12 protein-coding genes are annotated in these 17,206 nt (G+C 61.9%); 3 read left to right on the plus strand and 9 right to left on the minus strand.

Annotated features, from left to right (window positions below; genetic code table 11):
- Window positions 1-258 precede the first annotated feature (258 nt).
- The 5 genes from EKH80_RS22940 to EKH80_RS22960 all read right to left on the minus strand — a co-directional run bounded on the left by EKH80_RS22940 (window position 259) and on the right by EKH80_RS22960 (window position 7,746).
- Window positions 259-2,094 (minus strand): type II CAAX endopeptidase family protein, encoded by a 1,836-nt coding sequence (locus EKH80_RS22940; protein ID WP_158628928.1) that lies wholly within the window; start codon window positions 2,092-2,094, stop codon window positions 259-261.
- A 33-nt stretch (window positions 2,095-2,127) separates the two neighbouring features.
- Window positions 2,128-5,946, minus strand: coding sequence for a M48 family metallopeptidase (locus EKH80_RS22945; RefSeq protein ID WP_126687134.1), 3,819 nt, complete (start codon window positions 5,944-5,946; stop codon window positions 2,128-2,130).
- Between the two features lie 347 nt (window positions 5,947-6,293).
- Window positions 6,294-6,842, minus strand: coding sequence for a GNAT family N-acetyltransferase (locus tag EKH80_RS22950; RefSeq protein ID WP_158628929.1), 549 nt, complete (start codon window positions 6,840-6,842; stop codon window positions 6,294-6,296).
- Window position 6,843: 1 nt separating this feature from the next.
- Window positions 6,844-7,092 carry a DUF2845 domain-containing protein gene (locus tag EKH80_RS22955; RefSeq protein ID WP_230473894.1) on the minus strand — a complete coding sequence of 83 codons (249 nt, stop codon included), beginning with the start codon at window positions 7,090-7,092 and terminating at the stop codon, window positions 6,844-6,846.
- Window positions 7,093-7,170: 78 nt separating this feature from the next.
- Window positions 7,171-7,746, minus strand: coding sequence for a DUF3011 domain-containing protein (locus EKH80_RS22960; RefSeq protein ID WP_126687137.1), 576 nt, complete (start codon window positions 7,744-7,746; stop codon window positions 7,171-7,173).
- A 202-nt stretch (window positions 7,747-7,948) separates the two neighbouring features.
- Between EKH80_RS22960 and EKH80_RS22965 the strand changes: the two genes are divergently transcribed.
- A complete protein-coding gene (locus EKH80_RS22965; RefSeq protein WP_126687138.1) occupies window positions 7,949-8,242 on the plus strand; it encodes a DUF6916 family protein in 294 nt (97 codons plus the stop codon).
- Here EKH80_RS22965 and EKH80_RS22970 read toward each other — a convergent pair.
- Genes EKH80_RS22970 through EKH80_RS22985 form a run of 4 tightly spaced genes read right to left on the minus strand, consistent with a single transcriptional unit; the run spans window position 8,224 to window position 10,436 of the window.
- Window positions 8,224-8,790: a GNAT family N-acetyltransferase gene (locus EKH80_RS22970; protein ID WP_230473895.1), complete on the minus strand. Its 567-nt coding sequence runs from the start codon at window positions 8,788-8,790 to the stop codon at window positions 8,224-8,226. The genes EKH80_RS22965 and EKH80_RS22970 overlap by 19 nt on opposite strands.
- Window positions 8,790-9,326, minus strand: coding sequence for a phage tail protein (locus tag EKH80_RS22975; RefSeq protein WP_126687139.1), 537 nt, complete (start codon window positions 9,324-9,326; stop codon window positions 8,790-8,792). Before EKH80_RS22975 ends, EKH80_RS22970 begins: the two co-directional genes overlap by 1 nt.
- A gap of 16 nt (window positions 9,327-9,342) precedes the next feature.
- Window positions 9,343-9,876 carry a phage tail protein gene (locus EKH80_RS22980; RefSeq protein ID WP_126687140.1) on the minus strand — a complete coding sequence of 178 codons (534 nt, stop codon included), beginning with the start codon at window positions 9,874-9,876 and terminating at the stop codon, window positions 9,343-9,345.
- A 26-nt stretch (window positions 9,877-9,902) separates the two neighbouring features.
- A complete protein-coding gene (locus EKH80_RS22985; RefSeq protein WP_126687141.1) occupies window positions 9,903-10,436 on the minus strand; it encodes a phage tail protein in 534 nt (177 codons plus the stop codon).
- Between the two features lie 210 nt (window positions 10,437-10,646).
- Between EKH80_RS22985 and EKH80_RS22990 the strand changes: the two genes are divergently transcribed.
- Both EKH80_RS22990 and EKH80_RS22995 read left to right on the plus strand, forming a co-directional pair.
- Window positions 10,647-16,628 (plus strand): putative Ig domain-containing protein, encoded by a 5,982-nt coding sequence (locus tag EKH80_RS22990; protein WP_126687142.1) that lies wholly within the window; start codon window positions 10,647-10,649, stop codon window positions 16,626-16,628.
- 107 nt (window positions 16,629-16,735) lie between these two features.
- Window positions 16,736-17,074 (plus strand): endonuclease domain-containing protein, encoded by a 339-nt coding sequence (locus tag EKH80_RS22995; protein ID WP_126687143.1) that lies wholly within the window; start codon window positions 16,736-16,738, stop codon window positions 17,072-17,074.
- The last annotated feature ends 132 nt before the right edge of the window (window positions 17,075-17,206 follow it).

The following is a 17,206-nucleotide window of genomic DNA, read 5'->3' on the forward strand; positions in this document are numbered from 1 at the left end:
TAGTGCTTGCCCAAGACCGTTCCTTACGGGGGTGTTGCACTTGAGTTTAGAGACCGCCGTTACTTTTCTTTGGGCCAGCAAAGAAAAGTGACTCGGTCGCTTGCGACCGAAAGCGCCGCAGGCAATGTAGCCAGATACGAAATTCAGCAATCAGGCAATGACTAAAACCGGGGCGTTTGGGGGCAGACCCGCAACCAACAAAACGCGCAACTCTCCCTGGATCGCCATGCGATCCAACTTCTCCGACGACTCCGTTGATCACCCGCTCAGCAGCATCGCCGCGCAAGCTACGGCGTTGTTCGCCGCATGCAGGGCAATGGGTGCGGCGAGACCGCGCGTCTGTCGTGCCAGCCAGCCACCCGACAGGCCCAACAGAAAATAGAACAGAAAGTGCGGCATGTCGTTATGCATCACGGCGAACAGCAGGGCCTGCCAGATATTGGCCCAGCCAAAGCTGATATGCCTCGTCAGCCCGCCCAGCAGGCAGCCCCTGAAAATCAGTTCCTCGTAGATGGGAACGGCTACCGCTATGACCAGAAAGGCGAATGCCGGTCCGCCCATACGCGCAAAAGCCAGTGCCAGCATGGCTATCGTGCGATCGTGCAAGTTACCCCCGGTGAGCGCGCCATGCTGTCCTGCATGCCATGTACTCCAGATCCAAAGCGCTTTCACAAGTGTCCACAGCACCGCGATGACGATCGCCGTGATCAAGCCGCGGCGGCCCAGCCATTCACGCCTCGAAAAGCACCATGCGATCGGCGCCAGGAGCACGCCACCCAGCAGCATCGCGCTCAATTGAAGGGCGGCGATGGTGGCTTGCTCGTCGTTCGACAGCAGCTTGTTCGTCGCCAACGCCTGCAAGGAACTGCCGCCGCCCAGAAGAGGCACCAGCACCGACACGATGAGGAAGACGCCGAAGGCGATCCACAACTGCCGCAACCCGACGCGCTCAAACAGCGGTACGGTCGATTTGTTCAGGCGTGCGCGGACGGTGCCGCGGTAATGCGCCGGAAACGCGATCAGGCTCGGGACATAAGCCAGCACCAGCATTAGCGCAAGCATGGAAAGCGCCAGGTGCAGCAGCGTGGACGAGAACAATTGGGAAGGTTCGTGCCGCAACAGGTTGCCGTACGCAAACAGCAGCGGGCCGGTAATGCCCGTCTTGGTGAACCATGCCTGCAGCGCGACCGAAGCGGTCTTGCCATCCCCCGCAGCAACGGCCACGTTCAGGCGCGTCTGAAACTGTTGGACCGTCTCGTCGCAGGAACAGCTCCCTGCGCGCGCAAGCGCCTTGACGGCTTCCGCGGTCTTTCCTGCGCGCAGGTAGATGCGTGCGGCCAGCCAGTCATTGAATGGCCCCTCTGATTTTCCCGCACGCTGCAATTCGGCAAGCGCTGCAGCCGGGCTCAGGCTGTCCGCGGCAAAACTCACCCGCGACCATTCTTTCCAGCGCGATGGATCGACCGGCGTCCTGGCCAGCAACGCTTCGGCCTCGCCGGTACGCCCGCTGGTCGCCAGGTAGCGCAGTGCGCTCACCAGCTGATCGCTGCCTGGATCCAACTGCACCGCGGCCAACGCTTCCTGGCCGGCGGGATTCTTCTGGTTCGCCGCACTGTAGGCGCGCGCAAGAACAGCGTGGAGTCTTGCACGCTGCGGCAAAGTCCAATGACTGCTGGCCGGCAACAGGCTGCGGGCGAAGCTGACCGCATCCTTGCCCTCGTGCTGGTCCGCCATGAACAGGCTGGCTTCGGCGTCGCTCGAATAACGCGTTTCGAGCTCCTTCTTGCAGCTCTCAAAATCATCCAGTGCCGCATCGGCCCAGCTGATTTCTTCGCTATACGAGAAGGTTTGGATGAAACGGCAGCGCGCCAGGACCAGGCCGGCATCCTTCGGATGCGCGGCCTCCTCCTGGGTGTAGGCCCGAATGAGCTTGCGATAGGCGTCCTGCTGGCCGGTCGAAACCATGGCTGTTGCGCGTTCGGGGCTGTGCAGGACATCAGGCGTAATGGCTGTTTCAGCTCGAGCCATGCCCGCCGCGCCGAAGCAGGCGAGACCGGCCGCGAACATGAAAGCGCCTGCTTGGTTGAAAAACATGCTCATCCCCCTAGTGGAGTGTGATGGAGAAACTCACCCCAAAAACGGCCGTTCTCCCGCAAACAGGATCGCCCGCGCAAAATGCCGCCATGCGTCCGGCGCCATCGGTCCAAGCAGATAGATACCGGCCACATAAGCCTGCGCGCGCATTTCCATCGGCACGCCGGTCAAGGCACGCTCGGCATTCGCCGCGTCACCGCGCCGCGCGAATTCCACGAAGCGCTGCATGCTTTCCATCCAGGCATGCCCTTCCCTGCCATATCCCGCTTCCAGGCGCTCCAGCACCTTGGCAACGGCAGGGTCGTTGGCGTCGCCCCCCTGCGCGAGTGCCAACCATACTGTCTCCTGATCGACACCAACCCCTTTGGGCAACGCGGCGGCACGTGCACGCAGCACAGCGGAAGCGCCCTGCGAAGCGGCGACCATGCGCAACACATGTCCTTCCATCGGGGTGTGCGCGGATGTCGTCAGCGCATTGTCCAAGCGGCCGTCCGAGAGCAGGGACAGCGCACGATACTGAGGATCGTCCTGCATGGCCGATCCCGGCTCCAACAGCAGCAGGTTGGCCAGCGCGGGCGACACGGCAGCGAGTTGCGATTGCCGTTGCATGGTGCCCGCCGGATCGACCAGGCGCGATAGACGCACGACTTCGGTAGCGATTGAATTGCGCAACGCAAGGCTTTGGTTGGTGGCTCTCGTATAAAGCTCAAGCGCCTGCGGGTAGTGCTGCTGCTGAGCCTCGGCAAAGGCGCTCGCCATGGCGAACCAGGGCGAATGCGGCCAGCGCTGCGCACCTTCGGCAAACTTGCGGTCCTGCGCGGGACCCGGCGCCAGGCAACGCGTCGCCGCATAGGCCAGGTCGGGCTGCTCTGGCGAAGCCTGGGCGAGCGACTGATCACGCGCGCAAATCTCCTCGTACGTGGCGCCTATGGCGTGATCCTGCTCCAGTCGCATGGCGAGCACATCGAACGGAAAATGCTTGCGCCGCTCGGCAAAAGCCTGATCGAAGCCGGGCATGCTGCGCGCCAGCTCCAACCAGCTCCACAGGTTGATGGAATCGGGTTTGTCGAACCTCACATGCGCCAGCATCATCTGCGCGACGGCGCGCTGATCGTGCACCTGGTCGGCATAGAACTCCGGCGGTGCCGCATCCAAGCCATCGAGCACGGTGCGTACGCCCTGCCCCGAGTTGGTCTGAATGCTGTGCGGTGGCTGCGTGAACACGAAATCCGCATGCACCACCTGCCAGCGTTGCGGCGACAACAACGATGCTGTCGTCCTGGGCGCGGAGCCGTACGAAGCCATCCATGAGTGCAACGGAGCGGCCGCTGCCACGGTGTAGATGATCTTGTCATCGGAACGATCGACCGGCGCGGAGAAATGCTCGATCGGCTCGCCGTCGTCCGTCTGCGCATCCACTTCGACCTGGCCTTCGCCGCGCAGCGAAATGTCCGCATGCTGATGCGGCTGCAAGTTCACCCGGTGGCCATCCACCTTCGCCACCACAGCGCGATCCAACGGATTGTATACGGTGACATCGGTGCTTTCGTGCAGCCAGCCGAATGCCAGCACGGAGCCGACGATGGCCAGGGCAGCGGACGCTTTGCCAACGCCGGAAATGCGATCGCCGACGCTCTCAAAGCGCTGCCGGAAACCCTGCTTGATCTGCTGCCCGCGCTCGCTGCCGGGTACCAGCGTGGGGTACTCGTCGTGGGCAGAAGGCATGTCGGCGGGCGCCTCGCCGAGCGCTGCGTCGCGTGTTGCCGCGGCAATCGATGCCTCCACCGCCAGCAGTTCGTCCAGCGTGGTACGGCGCAGCGCCGAGAGCCAGTTGGCGGTGTGATTGATCCAGCCGTCGATGTGGCGTAGCCATTCATTGATGTTCGCGCGCTCCGGTGCGCGCAAGCCGTAATTGCCGAGCGCCTGCGGCCAGCTCGACGCGCCCAGGCGGGCCAGGATTCTTGCACCGGGCTTCACCGTGGCGGCTTCATTGAATATCCGGCTGATGGCGCGGTGCACGTCGCTCGCACCGGCCAGGATGCGACGAACTCCGTTTTCGTTGATGCTGCCTCGTGCGGCAGCCTGGCGGTAATCCTTGGCGAGCGCGGCTTGAGCATCGCGCAAGTTTGCCTCTGCATGGTCGGCGTAGTGCAGCACATGCAAGCTGCCCAGCAGGTAATCGCGCCACGCCGGCGCAAGCGTTGCTGCCACTTTCAGGTGCAAGCTGCGTACGCGCCGCAACGTCGAGTGCAGGCTCGCACGCACGCCGGTGTGCTCCTTTTCTACTTCGGCGATCACGGCGGGGAGCTGGCTGCGCTTCAGGATGCGGCCACGATGCCGGATCACGCCGTCCGGCGCATCGTAGACCCGATCACGCAACGAGCATAGCAAGGCGTGTTCGCGATCGAGCGCCTGCAAGCGGTCGAGTTCTTCGCCGATGCGTTGCGGATACAAATCCTCCAGCGACAGCGGCAAGCGCGGCACGGCATTTTCGTAATACAGCTCGCCCGGGCTGGATGCATGCCGCACAGCGGACATGCCCAGGTAGATGCCGCGGTAATCCGGTTTCAAGTGTTCGCGCGCGAACTGCTCATCCAGCCGCTTCAGGGTCTCGTCCAGTTCTACCGTCGGCTCTGCCGGCTTCCCGGCCAGCTCATGCGTCATCCGCTCGCGCAAGCCTTGTTCGTGCTCGAAGATCGACCAGGCACTGCGTTCGTCAGCCGGTGCAAACAGATACGTGCGCTTGGCATTGCTTTCGCGCTCATGGTTCATCGGATGGGTGGACCACATGCGCGGAGGCTGCGCCAGCTCGCTTTCGAACACGCGAAATGCAGCACCGCCTTCGGCCGGCAGCTGCGGGCGCCTGGCATAGCCCGGATCGTTGTAGATCAGCCCCAAGCGATCGGCCAAGGCCTCCTGCACAGCGAAGATGTCACGCGGCGGACGCTTCGCTCCCACTTCGCCGCGTAAAAAATTCAGGCTGCGATCCCAGGCATCGTCCGCCATCCGCAGCCGATGCAGCGCGTGCACCAGCGCATCGCTGCCGGTGAGCGACACCGCGACCAGGTCGGCCTGCAACTCCATTTCGCGCGCAAGGGCGCGCTGCGCCAGCACGACCAGCCGGAACCCGGCATCGACGATCACACGCAGGGCCCAGATCACGATGCCCAGCAGCCAGCCGATCCAGGCGATGCGGATATCCAGGCGCGACAGCCCGCGCAGGAATGAGTCCAGCGCATCACGCCTCGTTACGATGTGCGCGGCAACCTGCTGAGCGGTATAGACCCAGCGGCCCACGGCCATGGAACGCTGGCCGAAGTGGCCGAATTCATGCGCACAGACGGCTTTGAACTCGCCCAGGTTCAGCATGTTGACCAGCCCCAGGCCGATCTCCAGATTCTTGCGCGAAGGGAACAGCAGATTGAGCAGTGACAGATCGTAGGAGACGGCGGCATTGACGCGCCCGCTGGCATAGACCTTGTGCGGCCGTGGCGCACCGGCTTCGTCCGCGATGCGATCGAGAAAGGCGAACAGACTGGGCTGGTCCGCACGGGTCAATTCGATGCCATCGTTTTGCGCGCCCTTCTTGATGAAGAACAGCGCCTTGATCAGAAAGAACGCCAGGAACAGGCTGCCCACGCCCACCAGCGCGGCCAGAAAGCCGCCATCGCCGGCAGCTCGGCCGAGTTCGGCGATACCGTTGTAGACAAACCATGCCGCCAGTGCGAAATACAACGCCATGAACAGCAGCAAGGCGCCCACTGCCATCCAGGCATGGCGCATATAGGTGCCGCTTGGGCGGGTGAATCCCTCAGGGACTTGGGCCGGGCCGGCCGGGTAGATCACGTTCACGCTTACCTCTCCTTGCTAGCGGTGACTTCGTTGCAGCTTCTTGCGTGCACTGCCCGCCTACAGCCGGACAGCCGCCATCGCGCCCCGGGCGGAACGTGCCGGATGAAAAGCGGTGTTTTATGTGCACGCCGAGCCTGGCGTGCTCCCCCTTCATCCCTGGCATTCCCCCTACGATGCGTTTCCACGCCGACACACTATGGCGGGTTCCGGACGGGGGTGGAAGGGGGTTGAGCCCACGACACCTTTAGTAGGCTGGGGTGTAAACCCAGCATTGCCATGCTTGCAACCCGCGCGATGTTGGGATTGTCATCCCAGCCTACCTGCCACAGTTGATATCGCTGGTTCTGTCAGCGACCGCGCCAAGCCAGCCACTGCTCCTTGGTCAACTCCCAAATCTCCTGCCGCGTATAAGCAGGGTCCACAAATGCCCCCGGCGCCACCCCGACCAGCCTGGCTCCCGTCCGCAGCTTGACGTTGCGCGACCGCTCATTGCCCACCGCATTGGCAAACACCAGCCGTTCGAAGCCGAGCTCGTCGAACGCAAAATCGTTCACGCGAATGACCGCCTCGGTCATATAGCCCTTGCCCCAGAATTCGCGGCCCAGCCAAAACCCGCGGTTTTTCCGCTCCCCATAGCGGCGCAGGTCGATGGCCCCGATCACACCGTCGACGCCCTGGCGGTGCAAGCCCCACACCCATCGGTCCTGCCCTTGCACGGGTACGATTCGATCGCGAATGAAAGCACCCACCCCGCCGGCCGGAAACGGCCATGGCACTTCGGCCGAGAGATGTCGAATTACCTCATAGTCGACAAAATGACGCTCGTACGGTTCGGCATCCGCTTCGGTGATGCCTCGTAGGATCAGCCGTTCCGTAACGAGCGTCGGGACCGGCACGTCAGTGGTATTGCGTCTCGAAATCCGTGACCTTGCCGTTGACGATGGTCACGACGACGGTCTTGCCGTCCTGCGCGTACTGCCACTGCTCGCCAGGCGACAGCTGCTGGTTCGGCAGACCGCCATTGGGCTGATTCAGAAAGGTCCGCACGGTCGGCTGCCCCATCAACTCCGTTACGCGTGCGGCGGTATCGCCGATGGTCAACACCTTGTCGCCCACGCGCAGCGAGGTTTCGGCATGGACTGCCATGCTCGTGAGGAGTAAACCAAGAAGTAGATAGCGGCGCATAACGAATTCCCTTTGGTTGGTTGAATGAGTCTGGTCTTATCAATCATCGTCGTCATCACGGCGCTCGATCACGAAATCGGCGCGGCAGCCGCGATCCACCCAGATGCCGTCGCGCGACCAGCCCCAGCTCCGTCCCTGCCGGCAATCCGCGCTCGAAAACTGGTTGACGATGCGCACCGAGTCGTCACGGCGCAGATCTACCGGGCAAAGCTGATAGCTGCCGCCACGGCTTTCACAACGCACTTGCACCGGCTGCCTGCCCCAGCCGCTCCTGCCCGGCGGGCGTTCCGGCCCTGGGCCGCCATACGGCGGCCAGCCGCGGGCCGGCCCGAACTGTCCGCGGCAACCGCCGTTAACCCAGATGCCGTAACGATCGAAGCCCCAGGTCCGGTCGCGATCGCAGCCCGACTTCGACATCTGCTGTAGCAGCACCGCATCGCGCCAGGGCACCTGGCAGCGCGCGAAGCGGCCATCGTTGCTGGCGCAATACACCTGCGGGGCTTGGTCGTAACGAGGTTCGTACTGGGCCTGCGCCGGCGTGGTGACCGACAGCAAGCCAAAACCCAAGGCCAAGCCGGCCGCCGTGCTTGCCAAAACCTTGCCTATCATGCTCATGGCTGCTCCTTTTCGCCGCGCATCTGTTTCGATCGGGACGATAGCCGCAACGCTGCGGCAAGTCATCGGCTCTCCATCAGGGGGCGAAAGCAGCAGTTCATATTGCGCCCTTAAGAGTCGACCTCCGGGCAAGCGCGACAAGCCACGCAGCACGCGCATTTATGTGAAACTGCACGCTCCAAGCTCACCGGAGGAGTCAAGCATGCGTTTCCTGTCCGCGGAAGATTTCGCCCCGCATCTGAACGAAACGTTTCATGTCGATGTGGGTGAGAGCCGTACGCCATTCCTGCTGGTGGAAATAAAACCGATGCCCGTGCGCATGCTCCCAGGCATGGTGCGTGCGCCGTTCTCCCTGGTCTTCCACAACAGCGCAGCGATCGTGTTTCCGCAGAAAATCTATCAGATGCGCCACGACAGCCTTGGCGAATTCGGCATTTTCCTGGTGCCCGTCGCACGTAACCGGGACGGCTTCCTGTATCAGGCCGTGTTCAACTGATCGTCCGCTTTCCAGCGCATACGGATATAGGGCAGTTCCTGTTCGATTTCGACAAAGCCCAGCCGGGCATAAAGCTGATGGGCGCCCCTATTGCGAATGTCCACATGCAGATCGATGCCGCGCGCCTGGTTCTCGTGCACTAGGGATTGCGCCCATTGCAGCAAAGCGCTGCCAATGCCGCGCCCACGCCACGATGGCAGCAAGGCGATATCGATGACCGCGAAATATTCGCTTTGCCGCAACAGGTAATAGCGGCCGATGAGCAGATCGCCGCTCTCCACCAACATGAAATCAGACTCGGTGTAGTGGGCCACGAAATGCCGATGTTGCAATGCAAACTGGCTGTCGAGAAAAGCCTCGCAGGCGGAAGCGGGCCAGCCGGTCATGCGCAACTCCTCGGCGCGCAGCTCACCGTAGAGTTGCCGAAGGAATGGCAGATCCTGTTGCGTGGCACGCCGCAGTCGAATGCCGCGTGCGCCGAGTGAGGCGCACGCGGGGAGTGGCTCCTGCGTCAGCGGAAACACTGGCAGGTCGACGTCTACCTGCATCAGCCGAATGACGGAAAGACGCCGTACAGCGCAACACAATAGTTGACGGCAAGGGACGGTTGGCGATTTTCGTGCGGCACACTCTGGCCGGTCACGCCCAGCATGGTCGGTGCAAAAGTAGTGTTGGGAACGGTGCCCTGCGCCGGAAACGGATCGGCCTGGTGAGGCAATTGCAAGGCGCTGTTGGCTACCGGGCCTGCCGTGCGCTGTGCTGCAGTGGGCTGGTTGTAAGCAATGAAGCCATGGTTATGCGAAGGCATTTCATTGCTGATCAGGCTTACGCCGGCTTCGCCAAAGGTTTCACCCTGTGTGCGCAGGCTCAGGCCTATGCCCTGCCCTTGGTTGCAGGCGCCGCGCGTAGTGAGGTTGGGAAGCTGGAACGTGGTCTGGCCGTTGCCGCCGTAGAGTGTACCAAGCAGCGAAAACAGCGTGGTGTTTTGCGAGACGCTCAGGGTGGCTCCATTGCAGAACGCCCAATTGATCGGCGCGAAGTTGAAGCCGAAAAGCTGGATTTCACCCGTATATGGCTGAGTCATGGATGCTGACCTCGGATCACTGTTGTGACGGGAAAATGCCGTTGACGGCGATGCAATACGACACCGTCAAGGTGGGCATGGTGTTGTCGTGCGGCAGATTGCCACCGGTAAAACTCACCGCATTGTTCGCCATCGTAAAGGTGCCCGCCCCGGTCAAATCAGCGGAATACATGGTATCGGTACCGGCCAGCGTTCCCGGCACCAGGGTTGCTGCGGGCGTGGTAGTGCTGGCCGCGCTGGTCGAAGCATGCGCAATATGGGTGTGCTGCGGCATTTGCGTGCTGATGACGGTGACGGCCTCGGTCCCCGCGACCTGTCCCAGGGGACGCGGGCTCAATCCGTTGCCCGTGCCTTGATGCAAGGGCACGCGGCCGCGCAGGTCAGGGACGGCAAAGGTGGTTTGGCCGTTGCCGCCGTAGGTGGTGCCGATCAGCGCGTACAGGGGTTCGTACAAAGAAATGGGTTGCAGGCTGCCATCGCAGGGTAGCCAGCCGGTAGGAATGCGCGGAAACCCGAACAGACGGATTTCGCCAACGAAGGGAATGCTCATGGATCACCTCGTTTCTTAGGTTCGAATCAGCCGCGGGCGGGAAAGATGCCGTTCAACGCGATATTGAAGTTGATCGCCAGATAGGGCTGCATATTGTCGTGCGGCTGGTTGCCGCCGGCGTTTTGCACCTGTGCCGGATTCAGGGCTGACAACCCCGATGCGGCGCTGGCATACAGTGCCTCGTTGGGAAATGCGCCATAGACCGAATTGGTGGCAACACGGCTGGCACCGTTTTGCGTACTCGTCGCCACGTTGTGGTTGTGCTGGGGTAGATTGGCCGTCAAGAGAGTCACCGTTTCTACCCCCATTTGCTCGCCTATCGAATAGGGCGCCGGTTGCCAAGCGCCGTCCGCCGACGCCCCTGCACTCACGGGTGCGCGCCCCCGCAGGTCGGGCAAGGCGAAATTGCTCGTGCCGTTACCGCCAAACTGGGTGCCTAAAAGAGAAAAAAGCGCCGTGTTCTGGTTGATCGGCAGCAGCTGGCCGTTGCATTGGGCGAAGCCGCGTGGCGGAAAGCCAAAGCCGGTCAGCATGATCTGCCCAAGAAAGTAGTCGGACATCGTAAACCCCTTATGGCTGGGTGGTGGGACCCGGGCTACTCCTGCCCCAAAGCCGGCGGTGTGCGAAACCGGTCATGACGCAACGCGCCCAGGTAGTGCTAAAGTGCGCCCGTGCCACACTGACTGTGACACGCGTCACATCTGAAAGCTGTATGTTTATCGCTCGCTGCCGGCCTTTTGTAAAGGTGCGCAGCAAACAGGGGAAGAGTGATGAAGCTGCATCGGCTATCCAAGGATGGCGTTTTCTTGCGCCATCGTGCAACAGATTACGGTTTTTGGGGCTTCGCATGGTTGCTGTCGCCGGGTCTCGCCGACCTGCGGGCGAACAGGCGTGCGCAAGATGACCGCGCGAACCATTTCACTGCGGCAGCCATCGGCTCCATTCGGATCACCTCCGCCTTGTGCAGACTGCTGCTGGCGCTTTGGCTTGCTGCGCTTACCTGGATGCCGCTGACAGCACAGGCCCAGACCAATTTGACCGGCTGTCCTTCGTCTTTCGAGGTGCCGGCAGGCGGTTCTGCCACGCTCGACACCTACCAGTGTCCCGGTTTAAGCAGCGTAGGCACGTTCTTTCCGGCGTTTGTCCCTGATACCTACACCTCGGGCAGCGATACAGTCAATACCGCGCATGGCACCGCCACCAATGTGGGCAATGGCGATGAATTTCTAACCTACACAAACAATGGGACCGACCCTGCCACAAGTGATACCTATACCTGGGCGGATGCCTTTGGTCAGACTCATACCCACACGGAAACCATCAGTATCCTGCGCATCAGCACGGCCAGTCTTCCCAATGCCACAGTAGGCAGTGCGTATAACCAGACCATCTCCGGTGCCGGTGGCACCGTCTCCAGCTATACCTTTACTCATACGACCTTGCCGCCTGGTTTATCCCTCAACACCACCAGCGGTGTATTGTCCGGCACGCCCACAACAGCCGGTAGCTTCCCCTTCACCGTCACATTATCGGACGGTATCGTTTCTATTTCCCAAAATTATTCCTTCACTGTCGCCAACCCAAGCGTCACCATTTCCCCCACCAGCCTGCCCAGCGGCACGGTCGGTGTTGCCTATAGCCAATCGGTCACCGCCAGTGGCGGCACGGCGCCGTATACCTACTCGATCAGCGCAGGCGCGCTGCCTGCAGGATTGAGCCTCAGCAGCAGCGGCGTGATATCGGGTACGCCCACGGCGGGCGGCACGTTTTCGTTCACGGTGCACGTCACAGACGCCAGCAGCAACACGGCCACCCAGACCTATTCCGGCTTCACCGTCAATGCGCCGACCATAACGCTGTCGCCCACAAGCTTGCCCGGCGCTACGCAATACAGCGCCTACAGCCAGACCATCACCGCTAGCGGCGGCACCGGGACATATACCTATGCGGTGACCAGCGGCAGTCTTCCCGCTGGCATGGCGCTCTCCAGCTCCGGTGTATTGAGCGGTACGCCGACGGGCAGCACCACTGCCAACTTCACCATTACTGCCACGGATAGCAGTACAGGTGGCGGGCCTTACACCGGAAGCCGGGCGTACAGCTTGGCGATCACCGCCTCCCCGCCCACCATCACCACGGCGAGTGTGGCCAACGGTACGGTAGGGGTCAGCTACAACCAGACCCTCAGCGCCAGCGGCGGACTCGCGCCGTACACCTTCTCGATCAGCGCAGGCTCGCTGCCTGCGGGAATCAGCCTCAGCAGCAGCGGTGTCATATCGGGCACACCCACGGCCGGCGGCAGTTTCACCTTCACGGTGATGGTGACAGATGCGGCAAGCAACACCGCAACCAGAACGTATACGGCTGTGACGATCAACCCGCCAACCATCACGCTATCGCCATCGAGCTTGCCGGGCGCCACGCAAAACAGCGCCTACAGCCAAACGATCACGGCTAGCGGAGGCACCTCTACGTATACCTACGCCGTGACCAGCGGCGGCCTACCAGCAGGCCTTGCGCTCTCCAGCTCAGGTGTATTGAGCGGCACGCCCACAGGCTACGGCAGCTCCACCTTTACCATCACTGCCACGGACAGCAGCACAGGTACCGGGCATTACACCGGAAGCCAAGCGTACATTTTGTCGGTCGCCGGCACCACGCCCACCATCACCACGGTGAGCGTGGCCAACGGTACGGTGGGAGTCAGCTACAGCCAGACGATCAGCGCCAGCAACGGCAACGCGCCCTATACCTTCTCGATCAGCGCAGGCTCGCTGCCAGCGGGAATCAGCCTCAGCAGCAGCGGCGTGCTCTCAGGCACGCCCACGGCCGGCGGCAATTACACCTTTACGGTCACGGTGACGGATGCGGCCAGCAGCACCGCCACCAGGACGTATACCGCGGTGGCGATCAATCCGCCAATCATCACGGTATCGCCATCGAGCTTGACGACCGCCACGCAAAACAGCGCCTACAGCCAGACGATTACCGCTAGCGGAGGAACCGCGACGTATACCTATACCGTGATCAGCGGCACTCTGCCCGCGGGTGTTGCGCTCACCAGCGCCGGTGTATTGAGCGGCACGCCGACGGTCTACGGCAATTACAGCTTTACCATCGCCGCCACGGATAGCAGTACCGGTACCGGGCCTTACACCGGAAGCACGGCGTACAGCTTGTCGGTAACCGCATCGACGCCGGTGATCAGTCCCACTTCCTTGCCCAACGGCACGGTAGGCACGAGCTACAGTCAGGTGATCAGCGCCAGCAACGGCAATGCACCCTATACCTTCTCGCCCAATGCCGGCAGCTTGCCGGCTGGCTTGACACTCAACAGCAACGGCACGCTTTCCGGCACCCCCACGGCAGGCGGATCGTATTCATTCACGGTGAAAGTGACCGACGCGGCCAGCAGCACCGCCACGCAAAGCTATGCCAGCGTCACCATCAATGCACCCACCCTTTCGTTGTCGCCCGCAACAATCCCTGCTGCAACCATTGGCGTGTCGTATACGCAAAGTTTCAGTGCTGGCAGTGGCACCTCTCCTTACATCTACGCGGAAAGCGGTACCCTGCCCGCTGGCATGAACTGGAATTCGAGCACGGCCACCTTGTCGGGAACGCCCTCGCAAGCCGGTTCCTTCCCGATTACGGTGCAGGTCACCGACAGCAGCGGCGGGACCGGGCCGTATACGCACAACTTCAATTACACCGTGCAGGTGAATGCGGCGAGCTTGTCCATCACCCCCGGCAACAACACCGCGTTCACTGCCACATATGCCACCGCGTATTCGCAAAGCTTCAGCGGCAGCGGCGGTACCTCGCCTTATACCTTCCACGTGAGCAGCGGCAGCTTGCCTGCCGGCTTGAGCTTATCCAACAGCGGTGTCCTTTCCGGCACATCCACGCAGACCGGTCATTTCAGTTTTGCGGTCACCATGACCGATAGCTCCACCGGTACCGGTGCGCCGTTCTCGACCACCGCCAATTACAGCCTCACCGTCAACAGCAGCTCGATCACGCTGACGCCCACCACACTCAGCAGTGGTGCGGTCAGCGCAAGCTATTCCGCGCAACTGAGCGCGAGTGGTGGCATCGGGCCTTACAGCTTCAGCGTCACCTCGGGAGCATTGCCAGCCGGCCTGACGCTAAGCAGCAGTGGTGCTCTGAGCGGCACACCCACTGCAGCCGGTGCATTCAACGTCACCGTGACCGCCACGGATGCGAACAGCTTTACCGGCAGCCAGTCGTATACGCTGACAATCGCCGGGCCGACGCTGAGCCTGAACCCGACCTCATCAAGCTTGCCGACGGCCACGGCGGAAAGCGCTTATGCCCAAAGCTTTACTGCCAGCGGCGGCACCGCGCCTTATCACTACAGCGTGACATCGGGGACCCTACCAACGGGGGTCACCTTGAGCAGCGCCGGGGCCTTGTCGGGAACCCCGACCGTAGCCGGGTCCTACACGTTCTCGATCACCGCCACCGACAGCAGCTCCGGTACCGGTGCACCGTTCACGGCAACACGCAGTTACTCGCTTACCATCAACGCACCAACCCTGACGATTGCACCGACCAGTCTGCCCAATCCACAGCAAGCCGTAGCCTATAGCCAACAACTGAGCGCCAGCGGTGGTGCTGGTGGCTATACCTACACGGTCACCGGGGGCAGCTTGCCCGGCGGCCTTGCGTTGAGCAACGCAGGCCTGCTATCGGGCACTCCGACGGCGAATGGCACATTCTCGTTTACCGTCACCGCCAAGGACGGCAACAACTTCACAGCCTCGCAGAGCTATACGGTGAGCGTGCGGCAAGCCGTGCCGATCGCCGGCAACGACACGGCGACCACGCCGGCGAATCAGGCGGTAACGATTGCAGTGACATCGGTGGACACTGGCGGCCCCATCAGCAGCGTAGCAATCGCCAGCACGCCCTCGCACGGCACTGCCAGCGTCAGCGGCTTGAATATCTTGTACACGCCGAACAGCAACTTCTTCGGTACGGATATGCTCACCTACACTGCCACTGGACCGGGGGGCACGTCAGCAGCAGCAACAGTAACCATCACCGTGACGCCACTGGCCGTACCTACCGCACCGGCGCAAAGCGTGACCACGTTGAACAACCAGCCGTTGACGATCAACGCCACGCAGGGTGCCACCGGTGCTCCCTACACCGCAGTAACGATCGTGCAGCAGCCGTCGACGGGCCAGGCGGTGGTGTCGGGGACCAATCTCATTTTCACCCCTACGGCCGGCGCATCGGGCAAGGCGACCTTGCTCTATACCCTGACCAACCCCTTCGGCGTGTCTTCGCCGATTACGGTCACCATTACCACCGATCCGATCCCCGTGGCGATAGCGCAAACGGCAACCATTGTGGCTGGCCGCACACTGCAGGTGAATCTGACCCAGGGTGCGCAGGGCGGCCCGTTCAACGCTGCGTCGCTAGTGTCACTTTCCCCGGCATCGGCGGGCACGGCATCGATTCAATCCGTATCCGGCGGCTATCAGCTGACGTTTACGGGCACGCCGACTTTCAGCGGCACAGCCGTCGTGACGTTCACCCTGAGCAACGCGTATGCCGTTTCGACGCCGGCCACCGTAAGTATCGCGGTGTCGGCGCGGCCCGACCCCTCCAAAGACCCGACGGTGACGGGCATGCTTGCGGCGCAAGTGGATGCCACTCGCAGCTTCGCGCTGGGCCAGATCGATAACTTCCAGCAGCGCCTGGAAGTGCTGCACAACGGCGGCGGCGAAGGCTTCCAGAACGGCCTGAGTTTCAGTTCCGACAGCATGCAGTTCCAACAGCAGATGCGTCAGATGCAGAACATGCCAACGAACATCAACCGTCGCTATTGGGCAGATCCACAGCAACCTGCCGCCCCCACCAGCTCGACCTCATCGACCTTGCCAGACGGCTATGGGCTCTGGACCGGCGGTGCGATCAACTTCGGTTCGCGCAGCTCGAGCGAAAGCATGAGCGGCTTCGGCTTCAACACCAGTGGCGTGAGCGCGGGCATCGACAAGCGCATCACCTCATCGTTTGCGATGGGCGGCGGCTTCGGCTACGGGCATAACGATACCGTTATCAACCATGGTGACAGCCGCAACGACGCAGACAGCTACAGCCTAGTGATGTATGCGAGCTACAACCCGGGCACGTCTACCTTTGTGGATGGCGTGCTGGGCTATCAATGGCTTTCGTTCGACACGCAGCGGCAGATCACCATCGACGGCAACAGGGTCAATGGCCACCGTAACGGCACGCAGTGGTTCGGATCATTCTCGGCGGGTTACTTGTGGAGTCCGGACGCATGGAGAATCTCGCCCTACGGTCGCATTGACCTCGCGCATGGGCAACTGAACAGCTATACCGAGCATGGCGATGCGATTTACGCGCTGCATTATCAAAACCAGACGGTGAGTACCAGCACCAGCAGCGTCGGCCTGCTTTCCGGCTATACCTTTAAGCGTGACGACAGCGTGGTCATACCCCAGCTGCGGCTGGAATACGGCCACGACTTCCAGAGTGCCAGCGAGGCGACGATGAGCTATGCGGACTTGCTCTCCGGTCCGTATTACCGCGCTGCGGTCGATCGGCTGGCGCGCAATCATTTCCTGATCGGCTTCGGCGTTAATTGGCAATACCGCGGAGGCACGATGATACGGCTGGAATACGACGACCAGATCGACAGCAGCAACCAGAACAACCAGACGATCATGTTCGGGGTGCAGATGCCGTTGCATTGACGGTGAAGTAAGCTACCTTCCTACGCGATGCGACTCCCTCCCCTGCCTGCAGGGGAGGGCTGGGGTGGGGTAAAACAACCTCGCGACCAGCCCACACCATTGCGACGATGAAAGAAAAATGGAAGCGCGCTCGTCAGCTGCGACGGGCGAGCACGGATGCGGAACGTCACCTTTGGCGGCATCTTCGACAAAGAAATCTTGCGGCCTGCAAATTCCGCCGCCAATTTCCGATCGCCGGTTATATCGTCGACTTTGTCTGCCTGCCCGCCAAGCTGGTGGTTGAGATCGATGGCGGTCAGCATCTTGATGCTCTTGAATATGACGAAGCCAGGACGCGTGCGCTTGAAGCACGCGGCTTTCGGGTGTTGCGTTTCTGGAATGATGAAGTGTTGCTGCACACCGATGATGTGCTTGAAGTTATCTGGCGGAATTTGACCATTCGCTAAAGCACAAGCAACCCCACCCCGGCCCTCCCCTGCCACGCACTTGATTAGCGTCGAGTCTCAGTAGGGTTTCGTAGATCCCGCTCCGGCAAGGGGCGGGATCGGAGTAAGCCGGCAGCCAGGTCTGCGAGCATC

The sequence above is a fragment of the Dyella choica genome (genome assembly GCF_003977665.1).
Lineage (GTDB): Bacteria > Pseudomonadota > Gammaproteobacteria > Xanthomonadales > Rhodanobacteraceae > Dyella_B > Dyella_B choica.